Source organism: Gilliamella sp. BG3, assembly GCF_046635605.1.
Taxonomy (GTDB): domain Bacteria; phylum Pseudomonadota; class Gammaproteobacteria; order Enterobacterales; family Orbaceae; genus Gilliamella; species Gilliamella bombi.
Map to the genome: position 1 here is coordinate 18,570 of NZ_JBIDFE010000012.1, position 19,226 is coordinate 37,795.

The window sequence follows — 19,226 nt, forward strand, 5'->3', positions numbered from 1 at the left end:
AAAAAAGTGTTGTCAAAAACTTTCAGGTAACTATGTGTTTAAATATAATTATTTTATATAAATCATTAATTTTTTTAGAAATAGGAAATAAACAATGGAGTTGTTCAAATTTATTTTGCTGTTACCTTTTAATATACTGCAAAAGGCTTGGGAAATAATTAGTACCTTTCTTATTTTTTTATTTATTTTAATAAAAGGAATTTTTTGGCTATTTAGCCCAATTATTGGCGATATTAAATGGTCAACACCAAGTTGGTTACCTGATGCAAAAAGATTTTACTATGCGACAGGTTCTGTATTAAAAAAAATAAAAACTATAATTAGCGCAAGTATTATTTTAGGATTTATTGCTTATTTTTCAGGAAATTATGCCTATCATTGGTATTTAAACCGCCCAAAACCGATTGAACCAGCACCTATAGTAATAAATACCTATTCAGCTAAATTAGTCCCACCAAGTACAAGTAACGATATAATATATATCCAATTCACCGGTGCTAAACGCCCACCAATTCCCCTAGAATCAATCAATAAAGATGAAATAACAGAAGGTATTAGTATTTCACCAAACATTGAGGGAAAATGGACATGGTCAAATGATTCAACAATAAAATTCACACCAAAAGAGAGAAAGTGGCCACTTGGTATTGAATATACAGTCATATTGGATAAGTCAAAATTATTGGCTGAAAATAGCGAACTAGAAAAAAATAGTGCAACTTTTTCCTTTATTTCTCCTAATTTTGAATATAATTTCAGAAATCGAGGTGAGCTTTATTCCAACCCTACAGAAACAAATATTAGGAACGTCATAAATACAATCAGATTTAGTCATCCTGTTGATAGGCAAAGCTTTGAAAAAAATATTATTTTATCGCTTTATGAAAAAGAGAAGAAATCTGACAATTCATACGAAAAAAACGATGATGAATTCTTAAACCATGTCGATTTTACTATAACCTATGGTGATAATGACAAAATCGCATATATAAAGAGCGCACCTATTCCCTTACTTGATAAAGAAGGTTATTTAAAAATAACAATTAACAAAGGGGTTAGATCAACTTTAGGTGGTAACTCAATGAATTATGATATAACTAATAGTGTAACTGTACCAGATAAATATCATTTAAGTGTTACAAGAACAGAGCTTACATTGGTTGAAAAAAGCAATGAAAAAATACAGCAGGTATTAGTTTTATCATTAAGTCATGCCGTAAGATCTGAAGATGTATCGAAAGCAATCAAAGTTTGGCAATTACCTGAAAATAACAATGGTTCTTATAGTGAAAGCTATTACAATAGATCTTCTGGTAGATACGAAACAAAATACAATGTAACACCAGAAATACTCGAAAGAGCAACTCCAATATCAATAAAACCAATTGATACTGAACTTGCTTATCAGAATCAAATTAGCTTTGAATTTAAAACTGAACAAAACTCAAAGGTATATATTGAAGTTAATCAACCTTTATCTTCTCAAGAGGGGTATTTTTTAAAACAAGATTATCAGACAATATTAACAGTTCCTAGTTACCCAACTTATCTTGATTTTGCCGCATCAGGTTCTTTATTATCTTTATCTGGCGAGAAAAAACTACCTATAGTATCGCGCAATATAGAGCAGATGAAGTTAGAAATAGATCGCGTTATCCCTTCACAGCTTCAACATTTAGTAGCTTTTAATCAAAGTTACGAATTTAGCGATATGAATTTTGGCGAATTGGATAATGATCATTTTATTGAAAAATACAGCATAACTAAAGACGTTACAGGTGCTCCTGAAGAAGTTAAATACACAAATGTCGATTTAACTCGTTACTTAACTGCTAACACAAATGGGAATAAGAATCGTGGTGTCTTTTTGTTAAGACTTTATGGAAAAGATAAAAAAGATACTAAATATGAGTTCATGGCTTCACGCTTTATTGTCGTTACTGATTTAGGAATTATCGCCAAAAAGTCACTTGATCAATCCAATGATCTCTTTATTCAATCTATAAGTTCAGGCGAACCCATTAGCGGTGCTAAAGTTTCAGTTCTAGGCATGAATGGGATTGCTATTACGTCTAAAACTACAGATGATAATGGTCATGTTCGTTTTGCGCCATTGTCTGAATATTATCAAGGCATCAAGCCTCTTTTATATGTTGTTGAAAAAGACCGTGACCTATCATTTTTACCAATCAAAAGTTATGAAAGAAATTTAAATCTATCTCGTTTTGATATCGGCGGCATTCGTGAAACCCTTGAAGGTGGGGAGTTACGATCTCACATCTTTTCAGATCGAGGTGTTTATCGCCCTGGCGACACATTCCATATAGGTACCATAGTTAGAGCTCAAAAATGGACTAATTCCTTAGAGGGTATCACCGTAGAAGCAGAAATTTACGATCCAAAATCCAATCTAGCACTCAAAAAATCGATTGTACTAAATAAATCAGGTTTTAATGAACTTAGCTATAAAACTAACTATGAATCCCCTACTGGTGATTGGTATATTAATTTATATTTGAAAAATGATGATGAAGAATCGCGAATCCTATTAGGCTCAAGTTCGGTTGTAGTTCGTGAATTTGAACCAGATAAAACTGCTGTTTCTCTTAAGTTGTTGCCAGAAATAAAAGATGGTTGGTTAAAACCTGAAAATATCCAAGCTGAGATTAAAGCCAAAAACCTAATCGGTACTGATGCAACTAATCGTCGAGTCACAAATACATTAATTCTTGAACCATCAACACCTTATTTCAAAAAATATGAAGATTACTATTTCTACCAAAATATTTCTGGTGAAAGAAATAGTTTTAAAGTTGAATTAGATGAAAAAACAACAGATGAAAACGGTATAGTAAAACTCAATCTCAATGACAATATACAAAGCTTTGAAGGAAACTACACGCTAAGAATGTTAACCGATGTTTTTGAGCCTGATAGTGGACGAAGCGTTGCGACAACTGCAAGCACCTTTATTTCACCAAATGATTATTTAGTCGGAGCTAAAGCGGATGGCAATTTAAGATATATTAACAGGGATTCAGTTCGTCATATTGATTTTATAGCGATAAATCCGACTTTAGAAAAAATAGAGTTATCTGATCTAAAACTTGTTTTAATTGAAGAAAAATATCTATCGGTATTAGTTAGACAATCTTCAGGAGTTTATAAATATGAATCACGCCGTAAAGAATCGGTTCTATCTGAACAACCATTTAAGATTAATCAAGATAAAACTAGGTATCAATTAGATAGTAAAAATCCTGGTAATTATATTATTCAAATCAAAAATAATGATGACAAATTACTTTACCAAGGTAAATACTCTATTGTAGGTAAAGCGAATGTTACTCGTAATTTAGACCGTAATGCGGAGCTTTCATTAAAAATTAAAGACGCACAATATAATCCAGGTGATGAAATAGAAGTCTCAATCACAGCTCCTTATGTAGGTAGTGGTATTATTACTATTGAGCGCGACAAAGTGTATGCTTGGAAGTGGTTCCACACAGATACAACAAGCTCAATACAAAAAATAACCCTACCAAAAGACATTGGTGGTAATGGTTATATTAATGTCCAATTTATTCGTGATCCAAATTCTGATGAAATTTTTATGAGTCCACTTAGTTACGGTGTTATACCTTTCAAAATTTCAAATGATCAATTTAACGATAAAATCGTATTACAAGCACCATCACTAATAAAACCTGGAGATACGCTACCAATTACAATACACACAAATACGCCACAAAAAGCAGTTGTATTTGCCGTAGACGAAGGAATTTTGCAAGTCTCAAATTATAAACTGAAAGATCCATTAAATAGCTTCTTACGCAAAAAAGCACTATCTGTAAGAACGTCGCAAATTTTAGATCTTATATTGCCAGAATTTCGACATTTAATAACAGCTTCAGCACCTGGTGGTGATGGTGATAATGATGATGTCTTATCAAATCATTTAAATCCATTTAAACGGAAAATAGATGAACCAGTAGCTTATTGGTCAGGTATTATCGATGTCGATGGCGATAAAACCATTGAATATAAAGTGCCTGATTATTTTAATGGCAAAATTCGTATCATGGCAGTATCAGTTGGTGACAAAACAATGGGACATACTCAAATGTCAACAACAGTACATAATGATATTGTTTTACAACCTAATGTCCCATATTTTGCTGCACCAAATGATGAGTTTGAAGTTTCACTAAACGTAACTAATCTTATTGAAAATATTGGTGATAAAGTAATTCCTATTAATGTTAAAGTTTCAACCACTCCTAATCTATCAATCACGAGTGATAATAAAAAAACCATCGAATTGGCTAATGGCAAAGATGGGGTTTTAAAATTTAACTTTAAAGCAACAGATCAGCTTGGTAATGGCGATCTTCACTTTTCCGCCAACTATAATGATATAACAATTACTCGTGATATTAGCCTTTCAATACGGCCATTAACTGAATACAGATTAATCACAAGAATGGGAAGAATGGCAGATCATAAACAAACGTTTACTGATTTTAGAGACATGTATAATAATTTAAGTAAACGTGAAGCTGCTGCAGCTTATTCACCATTCATACTAAGTAAAGGCCTAAGTACCTATTTGCAGGATTACCCTCATTATTGCTCTGAACAGATTGTTAGTCGCGCGATTCCTATTTTGATCGCTAGTAAATATAAGGAATTTGATCTGGCCTCAAAAGAAGGAATAGCTCCATTATCAGAATTATTCCAAGTGCTGCAATCTCGCCAAAATAGTGAAGGTGCAATTGGTTTATGGTACTCAACTTATAATGTTGATCCATTTATTACATTATATGCAGTAAACTTTATGCTTGAAGCAAAAGAAATGGGTTATCAAGTTCCCCAAAAAATGCTTGATAATGCTAATAAATATTTGCAAACAATTGCTGAATCTAGTGATACTAGTACTTATGGTTTAAGAGTACGTGCTTATGCTATCTATTTATTAACAAGGCAAAATCAAGTTACAACAAGCTATTTAGCCTCTACCATTAGCAATCTTAATCGAAAAGATGATTCATGGAAAAAAGATATAACAGCAATGTATTTAGCTTCATCATATAAAATGTTAAAGATGGATAAAGAAGCAAATAAATTAATCAAACCTGTTTGGCAACAATTAGAAGCTGCATATGATCGTGCTTGGTGGCTAAACAACTATTATGATCCACTGGTCGTTAATGCAGGAAAAATCTATTTAATTAGCAAACATTTTCCTGAAAAAGCAAAAGATATTCCTGCGCAAGCATTAGAAAATATGGTTATCATGCTAAATAAACAAAAATATACTACTCAATCAGCAGCAATGACAATATTGGCTTTAAGTAGTTATTCGCAGAGCATTGAACAATCAAATTTATCTAAAGATACTCTTGAAATTAATGCAATATCAAAGGATGCAGAAAAACAAAGAATTATTGCAAATTTAAGTGGAATTTTAGCTAAAGGCAAGTTTAATGATCAAGATGCACAATTAAGCATAACTAATAAATCAAGCTTACCTGTTTGGTATATGCTGTCTGAACAAGGTTATGACAAAGATATCCCTAAAGAGCCAATTAAAAGGGGGCTTGAAGTATATCGTGAATTTACTGATCTTGATGGCAAACCTGTTGAACAAGTCAAACTTGGCGATAAAATTAACGTGACAGTTAGAATCCGAGCACTAGCAGATGAAGGTGCAACTAATATTGCCATTGTTGATTTACTACCAGGTGGTTTTGAAGTAGTACAACAACCAATAAATTCTCAGGAAAAAGATTATGACGAATATATTCAAGATAATGAAGAATATGATGACTATGAAGAAGATGATTATGATGAAAATTATGGCTGGATTTCACCAATTAGTATAAAAACAGGAAAATACACTTGGTATCCTGAATATACAGATGTACGTGAAGATCGTGTTATTATTTATGGTTCAACTTATAATAATAAAATACAAGAATTCACCTATCAAATAAAAGCAACTAATGTAGGAATCTATAGCATTCCACCTGCATTTGGTGAAGCAATGTATGATCGTGATATTCAAGCCGTATCAAAAGGTGGGCAAAAGATAAGAATCATCCCACAACAATAGTTGTTTTTACAGTTAATCAATCACTGAAACGGGCTTATAGCCCGTTTTTATCAAAGATAACGATAATAATAAAAAACATATTCTAAACCTTGCTTTTAATATTCAAACGATTAAATTAATTTTATGCTTAATATAAAACAGAAAATGAAACAATAAGGTTATTGATAGGCAAATGAAAAGGTAAATGCTATGCTTATAGCATTATAAAATAATATATTTTCGTTTAACATTTAAAGGTAATTTTTATGGCCCTACCGTCTTTTTTAACAATATATAACGAACTAATTTCAATACCAACAATTAGTAACGTTACTAACAAGAAATTAGATTATTCTAACAAAGCACTCATCGACAAGTTAGCCTGTTGGTTTGAAGATTTAGGTTTTGCTATTGATATCCAACCTGTTCCTAATACTCGTCATAAATATAATATGTTAGCTACTTATTCAAATACCGAAAATAAAACCCAAGGTGGTTTATTGCTAAGTGGACACAGTGACACTGTTCCGTTTGATGATGGGCAATGGAGTAAAGATCCCTTTAAATTAACGGAAGAAAATAATAAGTTATATGGACTTGGCACCGCTGATATGAAAGGCTTTTTTGCCTTTATTTTAGATGCGCTGCGTGATATTGATCTTAAAAAGTTAACTAAACCCATTTATATCCTTGCCACCGCCGATGAAGAAACTTCAATGGCTGGTGCCGCATTTTTTGCGAAGAATACTAAATTACAACCCGACTGTACTATTATTGGCGAACCAACATCGTTAATCCCCATCAGAGCACATAAAGGATTTATCTCTAATTCCATTAAAGTCATTGGTAAATCAGGGCATTCTAGCGATCCTGATAAAGGTATTAACGCTATCGAAGTGATGAATTTAGTCATTGAACGCTTGTTAGTACTAAAACAAAAATTTAAAGAACAATATCATAATGACGGGTTTAGCGTTCCTTACCCTACTCTAAATTTAGGTGTTATTCACGGGGGGGATGCGGCCAACCGTATTTGCGGTTGTTGTGAGCTAGTGATTGATATTCGTGTATTGCCCGATAACGATGTTGATTCACTTTATCATGCGCTTTGTGAAGCACTGCAACCCGTTATGGATAAATATCCAAATCGAATTGCTATAGAATACGAAGTTGCCCCAATTCCGGGCTATGAGTGTAAAAAAGATCATCCAGCATTACAACACATTGAAAAATTAGTCGGTCATAGTGCGCAGACAGTCAACTACAGCACAGAAGCCCCCTACCTAAACCAAATTTCACCAACGATTGTATTAGGACCTGGTTCAATTGAACAAGCACACCAGCCCGATGAGTTTATTTCAATGGACTTTTTAAAACCAACTAAAATAGCAATAGAACAACTAATTAAGGATTTTTGTCTTTAATCTGTTTTTTATTCGCCGATAAAATAACATCGGCGAAATTTTATAAAATAAATCTAACTAAATGGAAAAAGTTGCAAAATCGGTAGCGATTTCAGTATTTGCAAAAACACTTTTTGCTTCATTAACTAACTTTTTATTGTTATTCAAATTATATCTTGGGCTTATATGAGTCATTATAAGTCTTTTGGCATTAGCTTGTTTGGCAATCGTTGCCGCATGTACAGTGGTGGAATGACCACGTTCAATAGCCTTATCAACTAAAGCATGTTCTTGGGTTGCTTCATGAACAAGCAAATCAACATCATTAGCAAGATCAATTGAGGTTTGGCAAGGAATAGTATCACCTAAAATTGCTAACTTTCGGCCTTTTTTAATTTGACCTAAGTAATCTGTGCCATTAATTATTCGCCCATCATCAAGTGTAATTGTTTTACCATTTTTAAGATCGTTATAAAAAGGACCAGCCTGAATATTATCTTGCTTTAATTTATCGATATTAAGCTGAGCAGGTAGATCTTTTTCGATAATACGATAACCAAAACACGGTACACGATGTTGTAATAATTTTGCTTCTACTTGAAACTGATTATCTTCAAAAACGATACAATTTTCTTCAAGCTCAATGATGTTAAGAGGATAGGTTAACCAAGAATAACTAATTTCAATAACAGTTTCGATAAGGATTTTAATTCCTTTCGGAGCGATCAATGTTAAAGGAGATTGATTCTGCATCAAGGAACGGGAAGTTAAAACACCTGGTAGTCCAAACAGATGATCGCCATGTAGATGTGTTAAAAAAATGATCTCAAGTTTAGCAAGACTAAACTTGGCTTTTTGCATTTGCATCTGAGTTGCCTCACCACAATCAAAAAGCCAGAACTTACCCCGCTCTTGCCTAAGATCCAATAAAATACTGCTCACATTACGTTGTAATGTTGGGGAACCAGCACTTGTCCCTAAAAAAGTCAAATTCATAAAGATTTAAACATTTTTACGTTCAATAGTCTGCTCACCCCAGAACAACTTATCCGCTTTGGTTTTAGAAAACGCAATTTTCAACACTTCATCACTACCTTCTGACCAAATTTGTTCGGCAAGTTTTTCATCATGGTTAGCTAGCTCAAAAATAGCCTCAGCAATTTCAATCGAGGTTTCACGAACAGAAGCCCAAGATTTAATATCATGTATTTCTTTTTTATCGATGTTCATTTTGCTACTCCTTTGAGTTGAATTAGAGGTAAAATAAACCTATTTACTGCAAAACACAATAGGCTAAATACGTATGATAACAATTATTTCTCCGGCGAAAACTTTGGATTACCAATCTCCATTATTAACCCCAAATTACACACTTCCTCAATTTATTGACTTAACTAAAAAACTTATTCAAGATTGCAAAAAACTAAGTGTTGAGAATTTAGCTAACTTAATGTCTATTAGCAAAAAATTAGCCGAACTTAATTATGAGCGATTTAAAGATTGGCATAGTGATTTTAATCTTGAAAATGCAAGACAAGCTATACTTGCTTTTAAAGGTGATGTTTATGAAGGATTACATGTTGAAGATTTTACTGATAAAGATCTAAAGTTTGCACAATCTCATTTAAGAATATTATCAGGTCTTTATGGTATTTTAAGACCACTTGACCTAATTCAACCTTACCGGTTAGAAATGGGTATCCGCTTAAAAAATGGCGATAACACTAATCTTTATCAATTTTGGGGCGATAAATTAACTCAACACCTTAATAGCGAACTAGCCAAATCATCACATCGCACATTAATCAATTTAGCCTCAAACGAATATTTCAAAGCGATCAAACCAAAACAATTAAATGCAACTATAATTCAGCCTATTTTTTTAGATCAAAGTAAAGATACCTATAAAGTTATCAGTTTTTATGCAAAAAAAGCACGCGGACTAATGAGCCGATACATTATAAAAAATTGCATTGAAAAGAGTGACGATATTAAAAGTTTTAATCTAGAAGGCTATCAATTTGATTCGAAACGATCAACTGACTTAGAATGGTACTTTATACGCAATCATCAATAAAATAATAATAATGGAATTTCTTACTACATTATGGGCACAGTTTTTATCTACTTTGCCTTTATTTATCTTAATTTTATTAGGATATTTAGCTGTTAAAATTGGTCGTTGGCAAAAAACTGTGACCGACAGCTTAACCAAATTTACCTTTTATATAGCGTTTCCGATTATGCTGTTTCAGATCATGAGCCACTTTTCTGAACAGTCACAGATCGATATAAAAGTGTTATTTGTCTTTTTTGGTGGATCATTTATCGTCTTTGCGTTTGGTTGTTTGGTTGCATCAAAATTATTTAAATTAACAGGTTCAGAAAGTACACTTTTTGCTATGGGTGGTATTTATACTAATACCGTCTTTGTTGGCATTCCCATCATCAAAATGCTACTTGGCGAGAAAGCAATCCCCATTGTAGCCATTATTGTTATATTTAACGCTCTGATTTTATGGTCACTTGCTACCGTATCAATTGAATTTGTTCAAATGGGTAAATTTTCTGGACGGAGCTTTATCAAAGCATTAAAAAACGTATCAAAAAATCCTATTATTATAGGTATTTTCACTGGGATTGTCGTAAATTATATTGGATTACCTATGCCCAAATTTATCAATCAGTCAACAAAAATGGTCAGCGATATGACTGCACCACTCTCATTAATTGTGCTAGGTATGGGACTGGCTGAATATAAAATTCGCGACAAATTACTTATTACGACCTCTATCTGTATTTTAAAATTAGCTGCATTGCCAATTGTTACTTACATTATGGGTAAACTATTAGGTTTACCAACTTTGGAATTACAGGTAGTGGTATTACTTAGTTCGGTTTCAATTGCAATAAATTGTTATATGATGGCAAGACAGTTTGAAGTGTTACAAGGACCTATTGCTTCAAGCTTACTAATATCAACGACGCTGTCTTCTATTACAACGCCGCTAATTTTATCGATTATGACACATTTACCTTAACTGCTTATTGTGCTTAACTCAATGATCGATTTTTAATTTTGTAGTGTAGCAATAGTGCCAACACAATAACTACACTACCTAATATAAAGCGTAACCAGTCTAATGATTGATGCCAAATAACCACATTCACTAAAATCCCTGTTGGGATAACCACATTATTCATAATAGCTAAAGTACCCGAATCAACTTTTGTCGCGCCAAAATTCCATAAAAAGTAACACACACCAGAAGCCACTATTCCAAGCCAAATAATAATTCCCCATTGCAAATTAGTTGTTGGTAATTTTGATGCATCACCAAACAGCAGCCAGCCAAAGCTGGCAACAATCACTGCTCCAAAATAAACCCAAGCAAAAGCTTGATGTTGGGGCATTGGATAAACCTCCATAATCCTTTTATATCCTACTTGACCTAATGCAAAAACAATATTGGCGCCCTGAATTAATAAAAAACCGATAATAAAATTGGCACTAATATGATCATAACGAATAATGGCTGCACCAACTACTGCAATAATTGCCATTAAAAGATAGCTAAGCCTTAAAGGATGTTGTTGCAATAGATCATAAATAACCGTGACATAGATTGGTGTAAAAATAGTGAATAATAAAACTTCAGGCACCAAAATATATTGAAAAGAATTATAATAAAAAAAGTACATAATCCCTAATTGACATGCCCCTACTCCCATTAAAAGCAACATCTGCTTAAAACGAATATTTTTAAAACGTAAAAATGGAATAAAAGTTATAAAGGCAAATAGCACTCGCATTACAACAGCAAACCAAGAATCGACTTGTCCACTTAAATAAACCGCAATAAAACTAAATGAGAATGACCAAATAATTGTCACAAAAATAAGATAAAGCATAATTGATGAATATAAAAAATAACTAGATACAGATCGTATCAATTGGCTTAACACTTGTAAACTTTATATCATAAAAATTGATTACTATGAAAAAATAATTGACAACCTGTAAGAACAATTGTCGCTATATACAGTAATTTGAGAAACCACGGTAATGAACACGCATAAAAAAATTTAATAAATAAAATTAAATGTTAGTGATAAAAAATTGACTAACGTAGCCTCTTTGGTGAAAAACCAAAACGTTGTTTAAAGTAAAAAGCAAAACGAGAGCCTGATTCATATCCCACTTCTTGGGCAATTTGTAGGATCGTTTTTTGGGTAGTTTGTAACAGCATTAAACCAAAATTCATTCTTATATCTAAGATAATTTTGGATAAATTATATCCTTCTAAAGCAAGATGTCGTCGTAAAGTTGATTCGCTCATAGCAAATTGTTTAGCAATTTCTGCTGCCTGCCACTTTTTGTCTGGCTGCTGGTTAATAATTTCGCGAATTTTTTGGCTAATTTTTGGGTTATTATTCAGGGGAAAATACACACCAAATGCAGATAATCTAATTAATAATTCAATAAATAAATGTTTAACAAGATTAGAATTGCATTGGTTATGGGTCAATAATTCTGTTTTAATCTGTACCAATCGAGTAATAAAAGTTTCAGGTAATATTGTTTCAACTTTAATTTTTTTAAGAATTTGACTATTCTGATAAAGATGAGATAAAGCAAATTGGTCTATTAACTGTGCATGCCAAGAATAACAGATGGCTTGATAATCCTTATCATCAATATAAAAATTATTTATATTCATTAAATTACCTGCTGGAATCAGGACTAATTGACCTGTTTTTACCTTAAAATATTCGCCCTCACATTCAATCTGTTTTTCGCCATTTATGACATAGACAATCATTGGATCATTGCTTTGAATCTGCTTTAGGGTTTGATTACAACGTTGTGTTATATAAGTCACTCGACCAATTGAAGCAAAATCCATAATCCTAATAGCCTATTAACCAATATCAACGTGAGTAGGAGTAAATCATATCTGCCTTCGCTATTTGATGCGAATTAGCAATAAAACCAATTAGAGCTGGTGTGGTTTGTTCATCAACCTCAATGTGATCAATGTCTAGTGCATAAAGTGTAAATTGATATCGATGAGTCGAATTTAGCGGAGGACATGGACCACCGTAATTTATCACGCCAAAATCATTACGTACTAACCTACTTCCTTTAGGTAATAAATTGGGATTATTTCCTGCTGATTGTTTAATAAACGGCGTTTGTACAGGAATATTAACAATCACCCAATGCCACCAACCAGAACCCGTTGGTGCATCAGGATCATACATAGTTAATACTAAACTTTTTGTCGCTTTGGGTAGATTTTGCCATGAAATTTGCGGAGATATATTTTCGCCTTGACAACCAAATTGATTGGATATAAACCGAGCAGTAAACCCGCTATCGACAAGATCAGTGCTAGTTAATTGTAATTGTGCCGCATTACTGCAACTTGTACTCAATAATAATGTACTATAAATAATGACTTTCGCTTTGTACAAAATACGCATGTTAACCTCTTTTAACTATTAAATAAAAGCCATCATAAGGAATTTTCAATCTATAATCAGCACAAATTAGCTTAAATATGACACAAATTCGATTAATATTATCATTCTCTTGCGGCTAATACTCGTTCAACCATATCAACAATGGCTTGAGTTTGTGAGTCAATTTCAATTTTGACTTTGTCTCCTACTTACTTGTCAAAAAGGCAAAAGCTTCAATCGGGCTTTCTTTAATACGTTAAATGGTTGGGCGAATGACCATAAAGCTTTTAGCCAAATCAGTGACCGTTTATGATATAAGCGCCATATCTCTTGTCTGTAATAAGGCGTTAGTTTTGTTTTTTATGTATATCCATTACAGCAATTTTTCAAATTACTGTAAACAATGCTAGTAAATCCTAGAGATAAACAGATTTCACCAGCAACTATCCTGTGCAAAGGATTTGCCATTAATGTCTTTTTATGGTGTAACACAGACAGCGCGATAAGTTGAATAGGAAAAATCCCCGAAAACACGAGGTGCACCAACATTCGATATTACCCACATTCCTTTACCTTTATAATCACCACTTAATGACACATCTGCACTCCAATACATATAGCTATCCCAATCGGTTCCAGTATAACCATTGCATTTGGATGCACCACCAGAGCCTGCAGCATTCCAGTCATTGACTATACATCCCCATTCATTCAATATTCCCCCTATCCATCTTCCTCCAGTTTGGTAACTCAATTGACGAAGAGCAGCCCATTTATTCCGTCCAGGTATCCCACCTGACCAACCTCTCCTATTAGTGTTCGTATAATCATTCATATCAGGTATTCGATAACCGCTTCCTAAACTGTGACAATAATTCCTTACAGCTGTTTGAGCATCTGTGCCATTTCCTGTTCCATTATACACAACATTAGGCTGTGCTATATACCAACGCATTAGCCTGAATTCATATAATAATTTGTTCTTACTGCTATCAGCATACAGTTTAAAAGTTACAGGGTTAAAACTTTTATCATTTGAGTTATAACGCGGCCCTTTTAACGTTATCTTCAAACCTGGCTCGCTATACCCATATGGTTTAGGTCCATAATACTCATGCCTCCATCTTGGCGTATTTTCGGTGCTTAATATTAAACTGACATTTCCCCCCTCTTCTGCACTAACTAGATTACCATTGGCTGCTAATACTTCTGCTGGCGTTATACCTTCAAATAACAAATAAAAATACAATCCATGCGATCCTGTACTTGGAAAGTTATTTTCTTTTATGCTTGAGTCATTTTCGTAATTTCCACTATTTGATGCACTCGATACTTTGTACCCCTTCCAAGCAACCCATGTCTCACCATTTGAATTTTCATTATAATAGTCGCCATAAGCAGTGTCATCATGGGCCAAATTGGGTTGTGCATATAATACAGAACAAGGGGTTATATTATTTTTATGTGGTTTAATATAATAAGTGTGCTCTATTGCATTAAAAGTACTTTTTTTAGGTGAACCATACCGTGTTGATAATTCGCCTGAGGTTGCTTTTATCGTTAATTGATAATTTGCAGCACATGAAGTACTTAATAATTCGGTTGGGTTTGCTTTTACGTTTGCTGTTATATCGTTACCCATATTATCTTGCCACTTTACAGTTATACTTCCAGTGGCACTTATATCACCATCGCCATCATCATCGCCCCAATAATTGTATGGAGTACCAATTAAATTATTTAAATCAAAACTTGGATAATAGCTATTCCCTGATGTTGGGAGTGGCACCACTGTTTTTATATCACTAAACTTTTTTATACTTTGTGGTAGCTCTATCGGCTTTATGATGCTTGATACATCTTCATTTGCTTTTATCTCCATTTCATCTGCTAAAGTTATTGCAAGTAATGCTTCGGTATTTTCTGCCTTAGTTAATCCACCATCAAAGGTTAGATATGGTGCACTACCATTGATTACATTACTGGTTGTCGCACTTAACGCATTTGCTATATTGATATTGGCAGTTAATAATAGACTTATAACAATAAATAATAGTGTGATGGAAAAATGAGATAATAAAAACCTTGAAGATTTTATAAGTAAATTAAAATTCGAATTTAATCCTAAATGAAAAGGCATTAGCGAATTGGTAATGCTTACCATCAATAAATTACGTCTTGTTTTCAATCCAAAAAATAAACTCAAGTGATAGCTAGCTATTAAACAACATGTTAACATGCTTCTAATTCCTTTGTTTCAATATATATTTATTTTAATTTTATATACTCAATATAAAGTATAAATAGGTTAAACGGTTTTTTCAAATTTGAAATTAGGGTATTTGTTAAGGAGTGTAAAAAGATAATTATTGATTCATTAGGGCGCTTTTGTCTGCGATGAAAACCCTGAGAATGTTGTCAAAAAGTTTCAGGTAACTATGTGTTTAAGTATAAAAAGTATTTGAGTATAAAATTTAAATTTTGTTGGGATTGATTTGTCGATAGTTTCCAACGACAAATCAATCACTTCAGATGTTTAAAAGATTAGTGCATGTTACAATAAAAATTTCTCAGATAGCGTATTGATTTAAATGAATTTTTCACTCAAGAGGTTTTAAGGGAAATCAATGAGTTATTATGGTAATATCAAGTGATGATATTTATTCGCAATTAGCCTGAAATCAAAAAGTAAAAATAAATTTTAGGAATGATTTACTTTGTTTAAAGTAATATGATAAGCGGTTAACATCTTGTAGAATTCAGGGAATTATTTTAATCATAAAGAGTAAATATCACTGATTTTTCATATGTTTTACAATATATTAATAATTAAATATCTCCTCCTTAAATGCCGTTATCTAAAACAAAGATCCTCAAAAATGATTAATTATGGCATAATATGCGCCAATTCATATTTCCGCGACTTCACTCAAAGGCTAATTATTACTTATGAGTGAAACGCATGTTAAAGAGAGTAAATTCTAGTGTTAAGTACAAATAACATCACAATGCAATTTGGAAGTAAGCCATTATTTGAAAATATCTCGGTTAAATTCGGTAATGGTAATCGTTATGGTTTAATTGGTGCCAATGGTAGCGGTAAATCAACTTTTATGAAGATTATTGGTGGTGATTTAGTGCCAACATCTGGTAATGTTGCTTTAGATCCGCATGAACGATTAGGTAAATTACGCCAAGACCAATTTGCGTTTGAAGAGTTTACCGTACTTGATACCGTAATTATGGGACATACCGAATTATGGCAGATCAAGCAAGAACGTGATCGCATCTATTCACTTCCCGAAATGAGTGAAGAAGACGGCTTTAAAGTTGCTGATTTGGAAACCCAATATGCCGAAATGGATGGTTATAGCGCTGAAGCTCGTGCGGGTGAATTATTATTAGGTGTTGGTATTCCAATTGAGCAACATTATGGATTAATGAGCGAAATCGCACCAGGCTGGAAATTACGAGTATTATTAGCCCAAGCCTTATTCTCAAATCCCGATATTTTATTGCTTGACGAACCGACCAATAACTTGGATATCGATACTATCCGTTGGCTTGAAGACACCTTAAATCAACGCGAAAGCACCATGATTATTATTTCGCATGACCGCCATTTTTTAAATATGGTCTGTACCCATATGGCAGACATGGATTATGGTGAGCTTCGCATCTACCCTGGTAACTATGATGATTATATGACAGCATCAACGCAAGCGAGAGAGCGTTTATTAGCTGACAATGCCAAAAAGAAAGCACAAATCAGTGAGCTACAATCTTTTGTTAGTCGATTTAGTGCCAATGCGTCTAAATCAAAACAAGCAACTTCGCGCGCAAAACAAATTGAAAAAATTAAACTTGAAGAAGTCAAGGCCTCTAGTCGTCAAAATCCATTTATTCGTTTTGAACAAGATAAAAAACTATTCCGTAATGCGCTTGTTGTTGAAAACCTGACCAAAGGTTTTGATAATGGTCCACTATTTAAAAACTTAAACCTAATGGTCGAAGTGGGCGAAAAAGTCGCTATTTTAGGGACTAACGGTATTGGTAAAACTACATTAATAAAAACACTAATGGGCGAGCTTACTCCCGAACAAGGCGATATAAAATGGTCTGAAAATGCCAATATTGGTTATTATGCACAAGATCACGAATACGAATTTGAAGGCGACTTAACTGTATTTGACTGGATGAGCCAATGGAAGCAGCCAACCGATGACGAGCAAGCCGTACGTAGTATTTTAGGCCGATTGTTATTTTCACAAGATGATATTAAAAAGCAAGTCAAAGTACTATCAGGTGGTGAAAAAGGACGTATGTTATTTGGTAAATTGATGATGCAACGCCCAAATATTATTGTTATGGACGAGCCAACCAACCATTTAGATATGGAATCTATCGAATCACTCAATATGGCATTAGAGCTTTATCAAGGCACGCTATTTTTTGTTTCACACGATCGCGAATTTGTTAGTTCATTGGCAACACGCATTGTTGAAATTACACCTGAAAAAGTCATTGATTACACAGGTAATTATGAAGATTACTTGCGTAGCCAAGGGATTGAATAATTAGCCATTACTAAAAATAGCCACAAATACGAATGTGGCTATTTTCTGTATATTAATAATTTTTATTGTTTTTATACAATGCTAAAGTAGCTTTTTCTCGATACTATTTTCGACAAACAGGAGTGCATCCATCATATTTAAGCAAATTATAACCAACATAACCATTTTGGATATCAATGCCAAATATAAGTCCATTTGTATACGCCTGACTACTCCAAGTGCATCCTTGAGATAAATCAAAACCATTCTTAGGATAACCTTTATATAAATTCCCCCATTCACCATAAAACGTCCCATCTATATCTCGAGATAATCGGGCTTCTCGATTATGATACCATTCAGGAAATGATCCAGTTCCATTCCCGGTTACAGCTGTTGCTGCACTTGGAGCATTGCTGAGTTCCATTGGTGAATAAAAATAACTTGCCGCTTCTTCTGCACTAATCATCCCTAAATCACGTCCAGCACAAGCATTAGCTGCAGGAAAAATACCATTTCCAGTATTTAAATACTCCTCTGTTTTATATTGTGTTGGAGGAAGTGCTCGTATCCATTTTTTAATGGTAAAAGAATAAATAAACGTTTTTGAAGGCCTTATTGTATTGGGTTTTGTCTTTGCTGTTAAAATTACATTAAAAGGTAAATTGGGATGAACGGATGAATTAAAGGTAACAACACCTTCACTTCCCGCTACATTACTTATTGAGACTAAATTTGGATTACTTGATGTATAAATATAATCACTTTGTTCATTACTCATTCTTAAAGTAAATTTTGCTTTATCAAAAGCCGTTGTGGGGAATTTAGTAGGAGCCAAAGCCGAAAAACCCTCATTAGGGAAGAAAACTCTAGGATTATAACCACCAATAAATTTGCAATTTGTTGTATTGGTACAAGTGTTTTTGTTAACGCCAGAAGCATCATAAATTTGTAAACTAGCAGGCTTTATATAGCAAACTTTGAAATCATCAACTTTTATTGTATACGTTTTACTAAGACTACCATAAGCATGTTCAAATGGTATACCATATTGAGATTGCGCTTTAACACCATTAGCGCTAATCGTCAATTGATATGGGCTTTGGCATGAATCTAATTTGTTTTTTAATTCATCAGCAGATAACGTTCTTATCGTACCATCTGACTGTCGATAGCGCCAAGTAGCAGTTAATGTACCTGTTATTCCCATAGTTGAATGAGCGAAATCACCATCATCATCACCATAACTTACTCCCACAATATTTGATAAACGTTTTGGTTGTCCATCAGCAACAACTTTTGTAATAAATTGATTAAATTTATCCCCATTATGCGCATAAATTACTTTATTTATTGATGGATGAATTACTACATAGTTAGAGGAAATATCAGGTTTTTGAAAACTCAATAAATCAGCTAGTCCATTAATAGCAGAGCCATTTAATTTGATATAAGGGGCTGAACCTTCAATTGTTTTTATTGTCTTTGCAGATAAAGCAGCATAACTATTAGTAATGGTCAATAATGTCATAAAGATAAAAAAGATGAAATTTATCATCTGAATTTTTCGTATTTTTATCAATCTAAGATAATAAATAATGTATTTATGGCAATTTTTATAAACAAAGAATGAATTTTTGAGGAATTTACTTGATAATATTTTTTTACACAAAGAATAAATTAATGTTGTGTTGTGTTGTGTTGTGT

The 19,226-nt window shown here is 33.1% G+C and carries 12 protein-coding genes and 1 pseudogene; 5 read left to right on the forward strand and 8 right to left on the reverse strand.

Annotated features, from left to right (window positions below):
* Positions 1–94: 94 nt before the first annotated feature.
* Together ACGH6S_RS06905 and argE are read left to right on the forward strand one after the other, a co-directional pair.
* Positions 95–6,115 carry an alpha-2-macroglobulin family protein gene (locus ACGH6S_RS06905; protein WP_411578565.1) on the forward strand — a complete coding sequence of 2,007 codons (6,021 nt, stop codon included), beginning with the start codon at positions 95–97 and terminating at the stop codon, positions 6,113–6,115.
* Positions 6,116–6,354: 239 nt separating this feature from the next.
* Positions 6,355–7,518, forward strand: coding sequence for an acetylornithine deacetylase (argE, locus tag ACGH6S_RS06910; RefSeq protein ID WP_208610420.1), 1,164 nt, complete (start codon positions 6,355–6,357; stop codon positions 7,516–7,518).
* Between the two features lie 57 nt (positions 7,519–7,575).
* On the opposite strand, the gene rnz is transcribed toward argE, so the two are convergent.
* A complete protein-coding gene (gene rnz / locus ACGH6S_RS06915; protein WP_065589807.1) occupies positions 7,576–8,493 on the reverse strand; it encodes a ribonuclease Z in 918 nt (305 codons plus the stop codon).
* Positions 8,494–8,499: 6 nt separating this feature from the next.
* A complete protein-coding gene (locus ACGH6S_RS06920) occupies positions 8,500–8,727 on the reverse strand; it encodes a YccJ family protein (RefSeq protein ID WP_034910542.1) in 228 nt (75 codons plus the stop codon).
* A 73-nt stretch (positions 8,728–8,800) separates the two neighbouring features.
* On the opposite strand from ACGH6S_RS06920, the gene yaaA reads away from it, so the two are divergent.
* Positions 8,801–9,574 (forward strand): peroxide stress protein YaaA, encoded by a 774-nt coding sequence (yaaA, locus tag ACGH6S_RS06925; protein ID WP_411578564.1) that lies wholly within the window; start codon positions 8,801–8,803, stop codon positions 9,572–9,574.
* Positions 9,575–9,584: 10 nt separating this feature from the next.
* Positions 9,585–10,538 (forward strand): AEC family transporter, encoded by a 954-nt coding sequence (locus ACGH6S_RS06930; RefSeq protein WP_411578563.1) that lies wholly within the window; start codon positions 9,585–9,587, stop codon positions 10,536–10,538.
* A 13-nt stretch (positions 10,539–10,551) separates the two neighbouring features.
* Here the strand turns inward: ACGH6S_RS06930 and ACGH6S_RS06935 are convergent, their stop codons facing one another.
* The 5 genes and pseudogenes from ACGH6S_RS06935 to ACGH6S_RS06955 form a co-directional block, all read right to left on the reverse strand.
* Positions 10,552–11,409: a carboxylate/amino acid/amine transporter gene (locus tag ACGH6S_RS06935; RefSeq protein ID WP_411579492.1), complete on the reverse strand. Its 858-nt coding sequence runs from the start codon at positions 11,407–11,409 to the stop codon at positions 10,552–10,554.
* A gap of 212 nt (positions 11,410–11,621) precedes the next feature.
* Positions 11,622–12,404, reverse strand: coding sequence for an AraC family transcriptional regulator (locus tag ACGH6S_RS06940; protein ID WP_085164084.1), 783 nt, complete (start codon positions 12,402–12,404; stop codon positions 11,622–11,624).
* A gap of 25 nt (positions 12,405–12,429) precedes the next feature.
* Entirely contained in the window at positions 12,430–12,984 is a 555-nt protein-coding gene (locus ACGH6S_RS06945; RefSeq protein ID WP_296300901.1) for a YbhB/YbcL family Raf kinase inhibitor-like protein, read from the reverse strand.
* Positions 12,985–13,085: 101 nt separating this feature from the next.
* Positions 13,086–13,172, reverse strand: a pseudogene (locus ACGH6S_RS06950) (riboflavin synthase); the annotation flags it as partial.
* 269 nt (positions 13,173–13,441) lie between these two features.
* Positions 13,442–15,202, reverse strand: a complete 1,761-nt coding sequence (locus ACGH6S_RS06955) for a hypothetical protein (RefSeq protein WP_411578561.1) — start codon at positions 15,200–15,202, stop codon at positions 13,442–13,444.
* A 745-nt stretch (positions 15,203–15,947) separates the two neighbouring features.
* Here ACGH6S_RS06955 and ACGH6S_RS06960 point away from each other — a divergent pair.
* On the forward strand, positions 15,948–17,540 hold the full coding sequence (locus ACGH6S_RS06960) for an ABC-F family ATPase (protein ID WP_034910532.1): 1,593 nt from the start codon (positions 15,948–15,950) through the stop codon (positions 17,538–17,540).
* Between the two features lie 103 nt (positions 17,541–17,643).
* On the opposite strand, the gene ACGH6S_RS06965 is transcribed toward ACGH6S_RS06960, so the two are convergent.
* A complete protein-coding gene (locus tag ACGH6S_RS06965; protein ID WP_411578560.1) occupies positions 17,644–19,077 on the reverse strand; it encodes a hypothetical protein in 1,434 nt (477 codons plus the stop codon).
* Positions 19,078–19,226: the final 149 nt, after the last annotated feature.

What these genes read in the sequence shown, in the direction of transcription:
- ACGH6S_RS06945 (WP_296300901.1), bottom strand. Translation starts at nt 12,984, where the DNA reads ATGCGTATTTTGTACAAAGCGAAAGTCATTATTTATAGTACATTATTA.
- ACGH6S_RS06965 (WP_411578560.1), bottom strand. Translation starts at nt 19,077, where the DNA reads ATGATAAATTTCATCTTTTTTATCTTTATGACATTATTGACCATTACT.
- yaaA (WP_411578564.1), top strand. Translation starts at nt 8,801, where the DNA reads ATGATAACAATTATTTCTCCGGCGAAAACTTTGGATTACCAATCTCCA.
- ACGH6S_RS06935 (WP_411579492.1), bottom strand. Translation starts at nt 11,409, where the DNA reads ATGCTTTATCTTATTTTTGTGACAATTATTTGGTCATTCTCATTTAGT.
- ACGH6S_RS06920 (WP_034910542.1), bottom strand. Translation starts at nt 8,727, where the DNA reads ATGAACATCGATAAAAAAGAAATACATGATATTAAATCTTGGGCTTCT.
- rnz (WP_065589807.1), bottom strand. Translation starts at nt 8,493, where the DNA reads ATGAATTTGACTTTTTTAGGGACAAGTGCTGGTTCCCCAACATTACAA.
- ACGH6S_RS06940 (WP_085164084.1), bottom strand. Translation starts at nt 12,404, where the DNA reads ATGGATTTTGCTTCAATTGGTCGAGTGACTTATATAACACAACGTTGT.
- ACGH6S_RS06930 (WP_411578563.1), top strand. Translation starts at nt 9,585, where the DNA reads ATGGAATTTCTTACTACATTATGGGCACAGTTTTTATCTACTTTGCCT.
- ACGH6S_RS06905 (WP_411578565.1), top strand. Translation starts at nt 95, where the DNA reads ATGGAGTTGTTCAAATTTATTTTGCTGTTACCTTTTAATATACTGCAA.
- ACGH6S_RS06955 (WP_411578561.1), bottom strand. Translation starts at nt 15,202, where the DNA reads ATGTTAACATGTTGTTTAATAGCTAGCTATCACTTGAGTTTATTTTTT.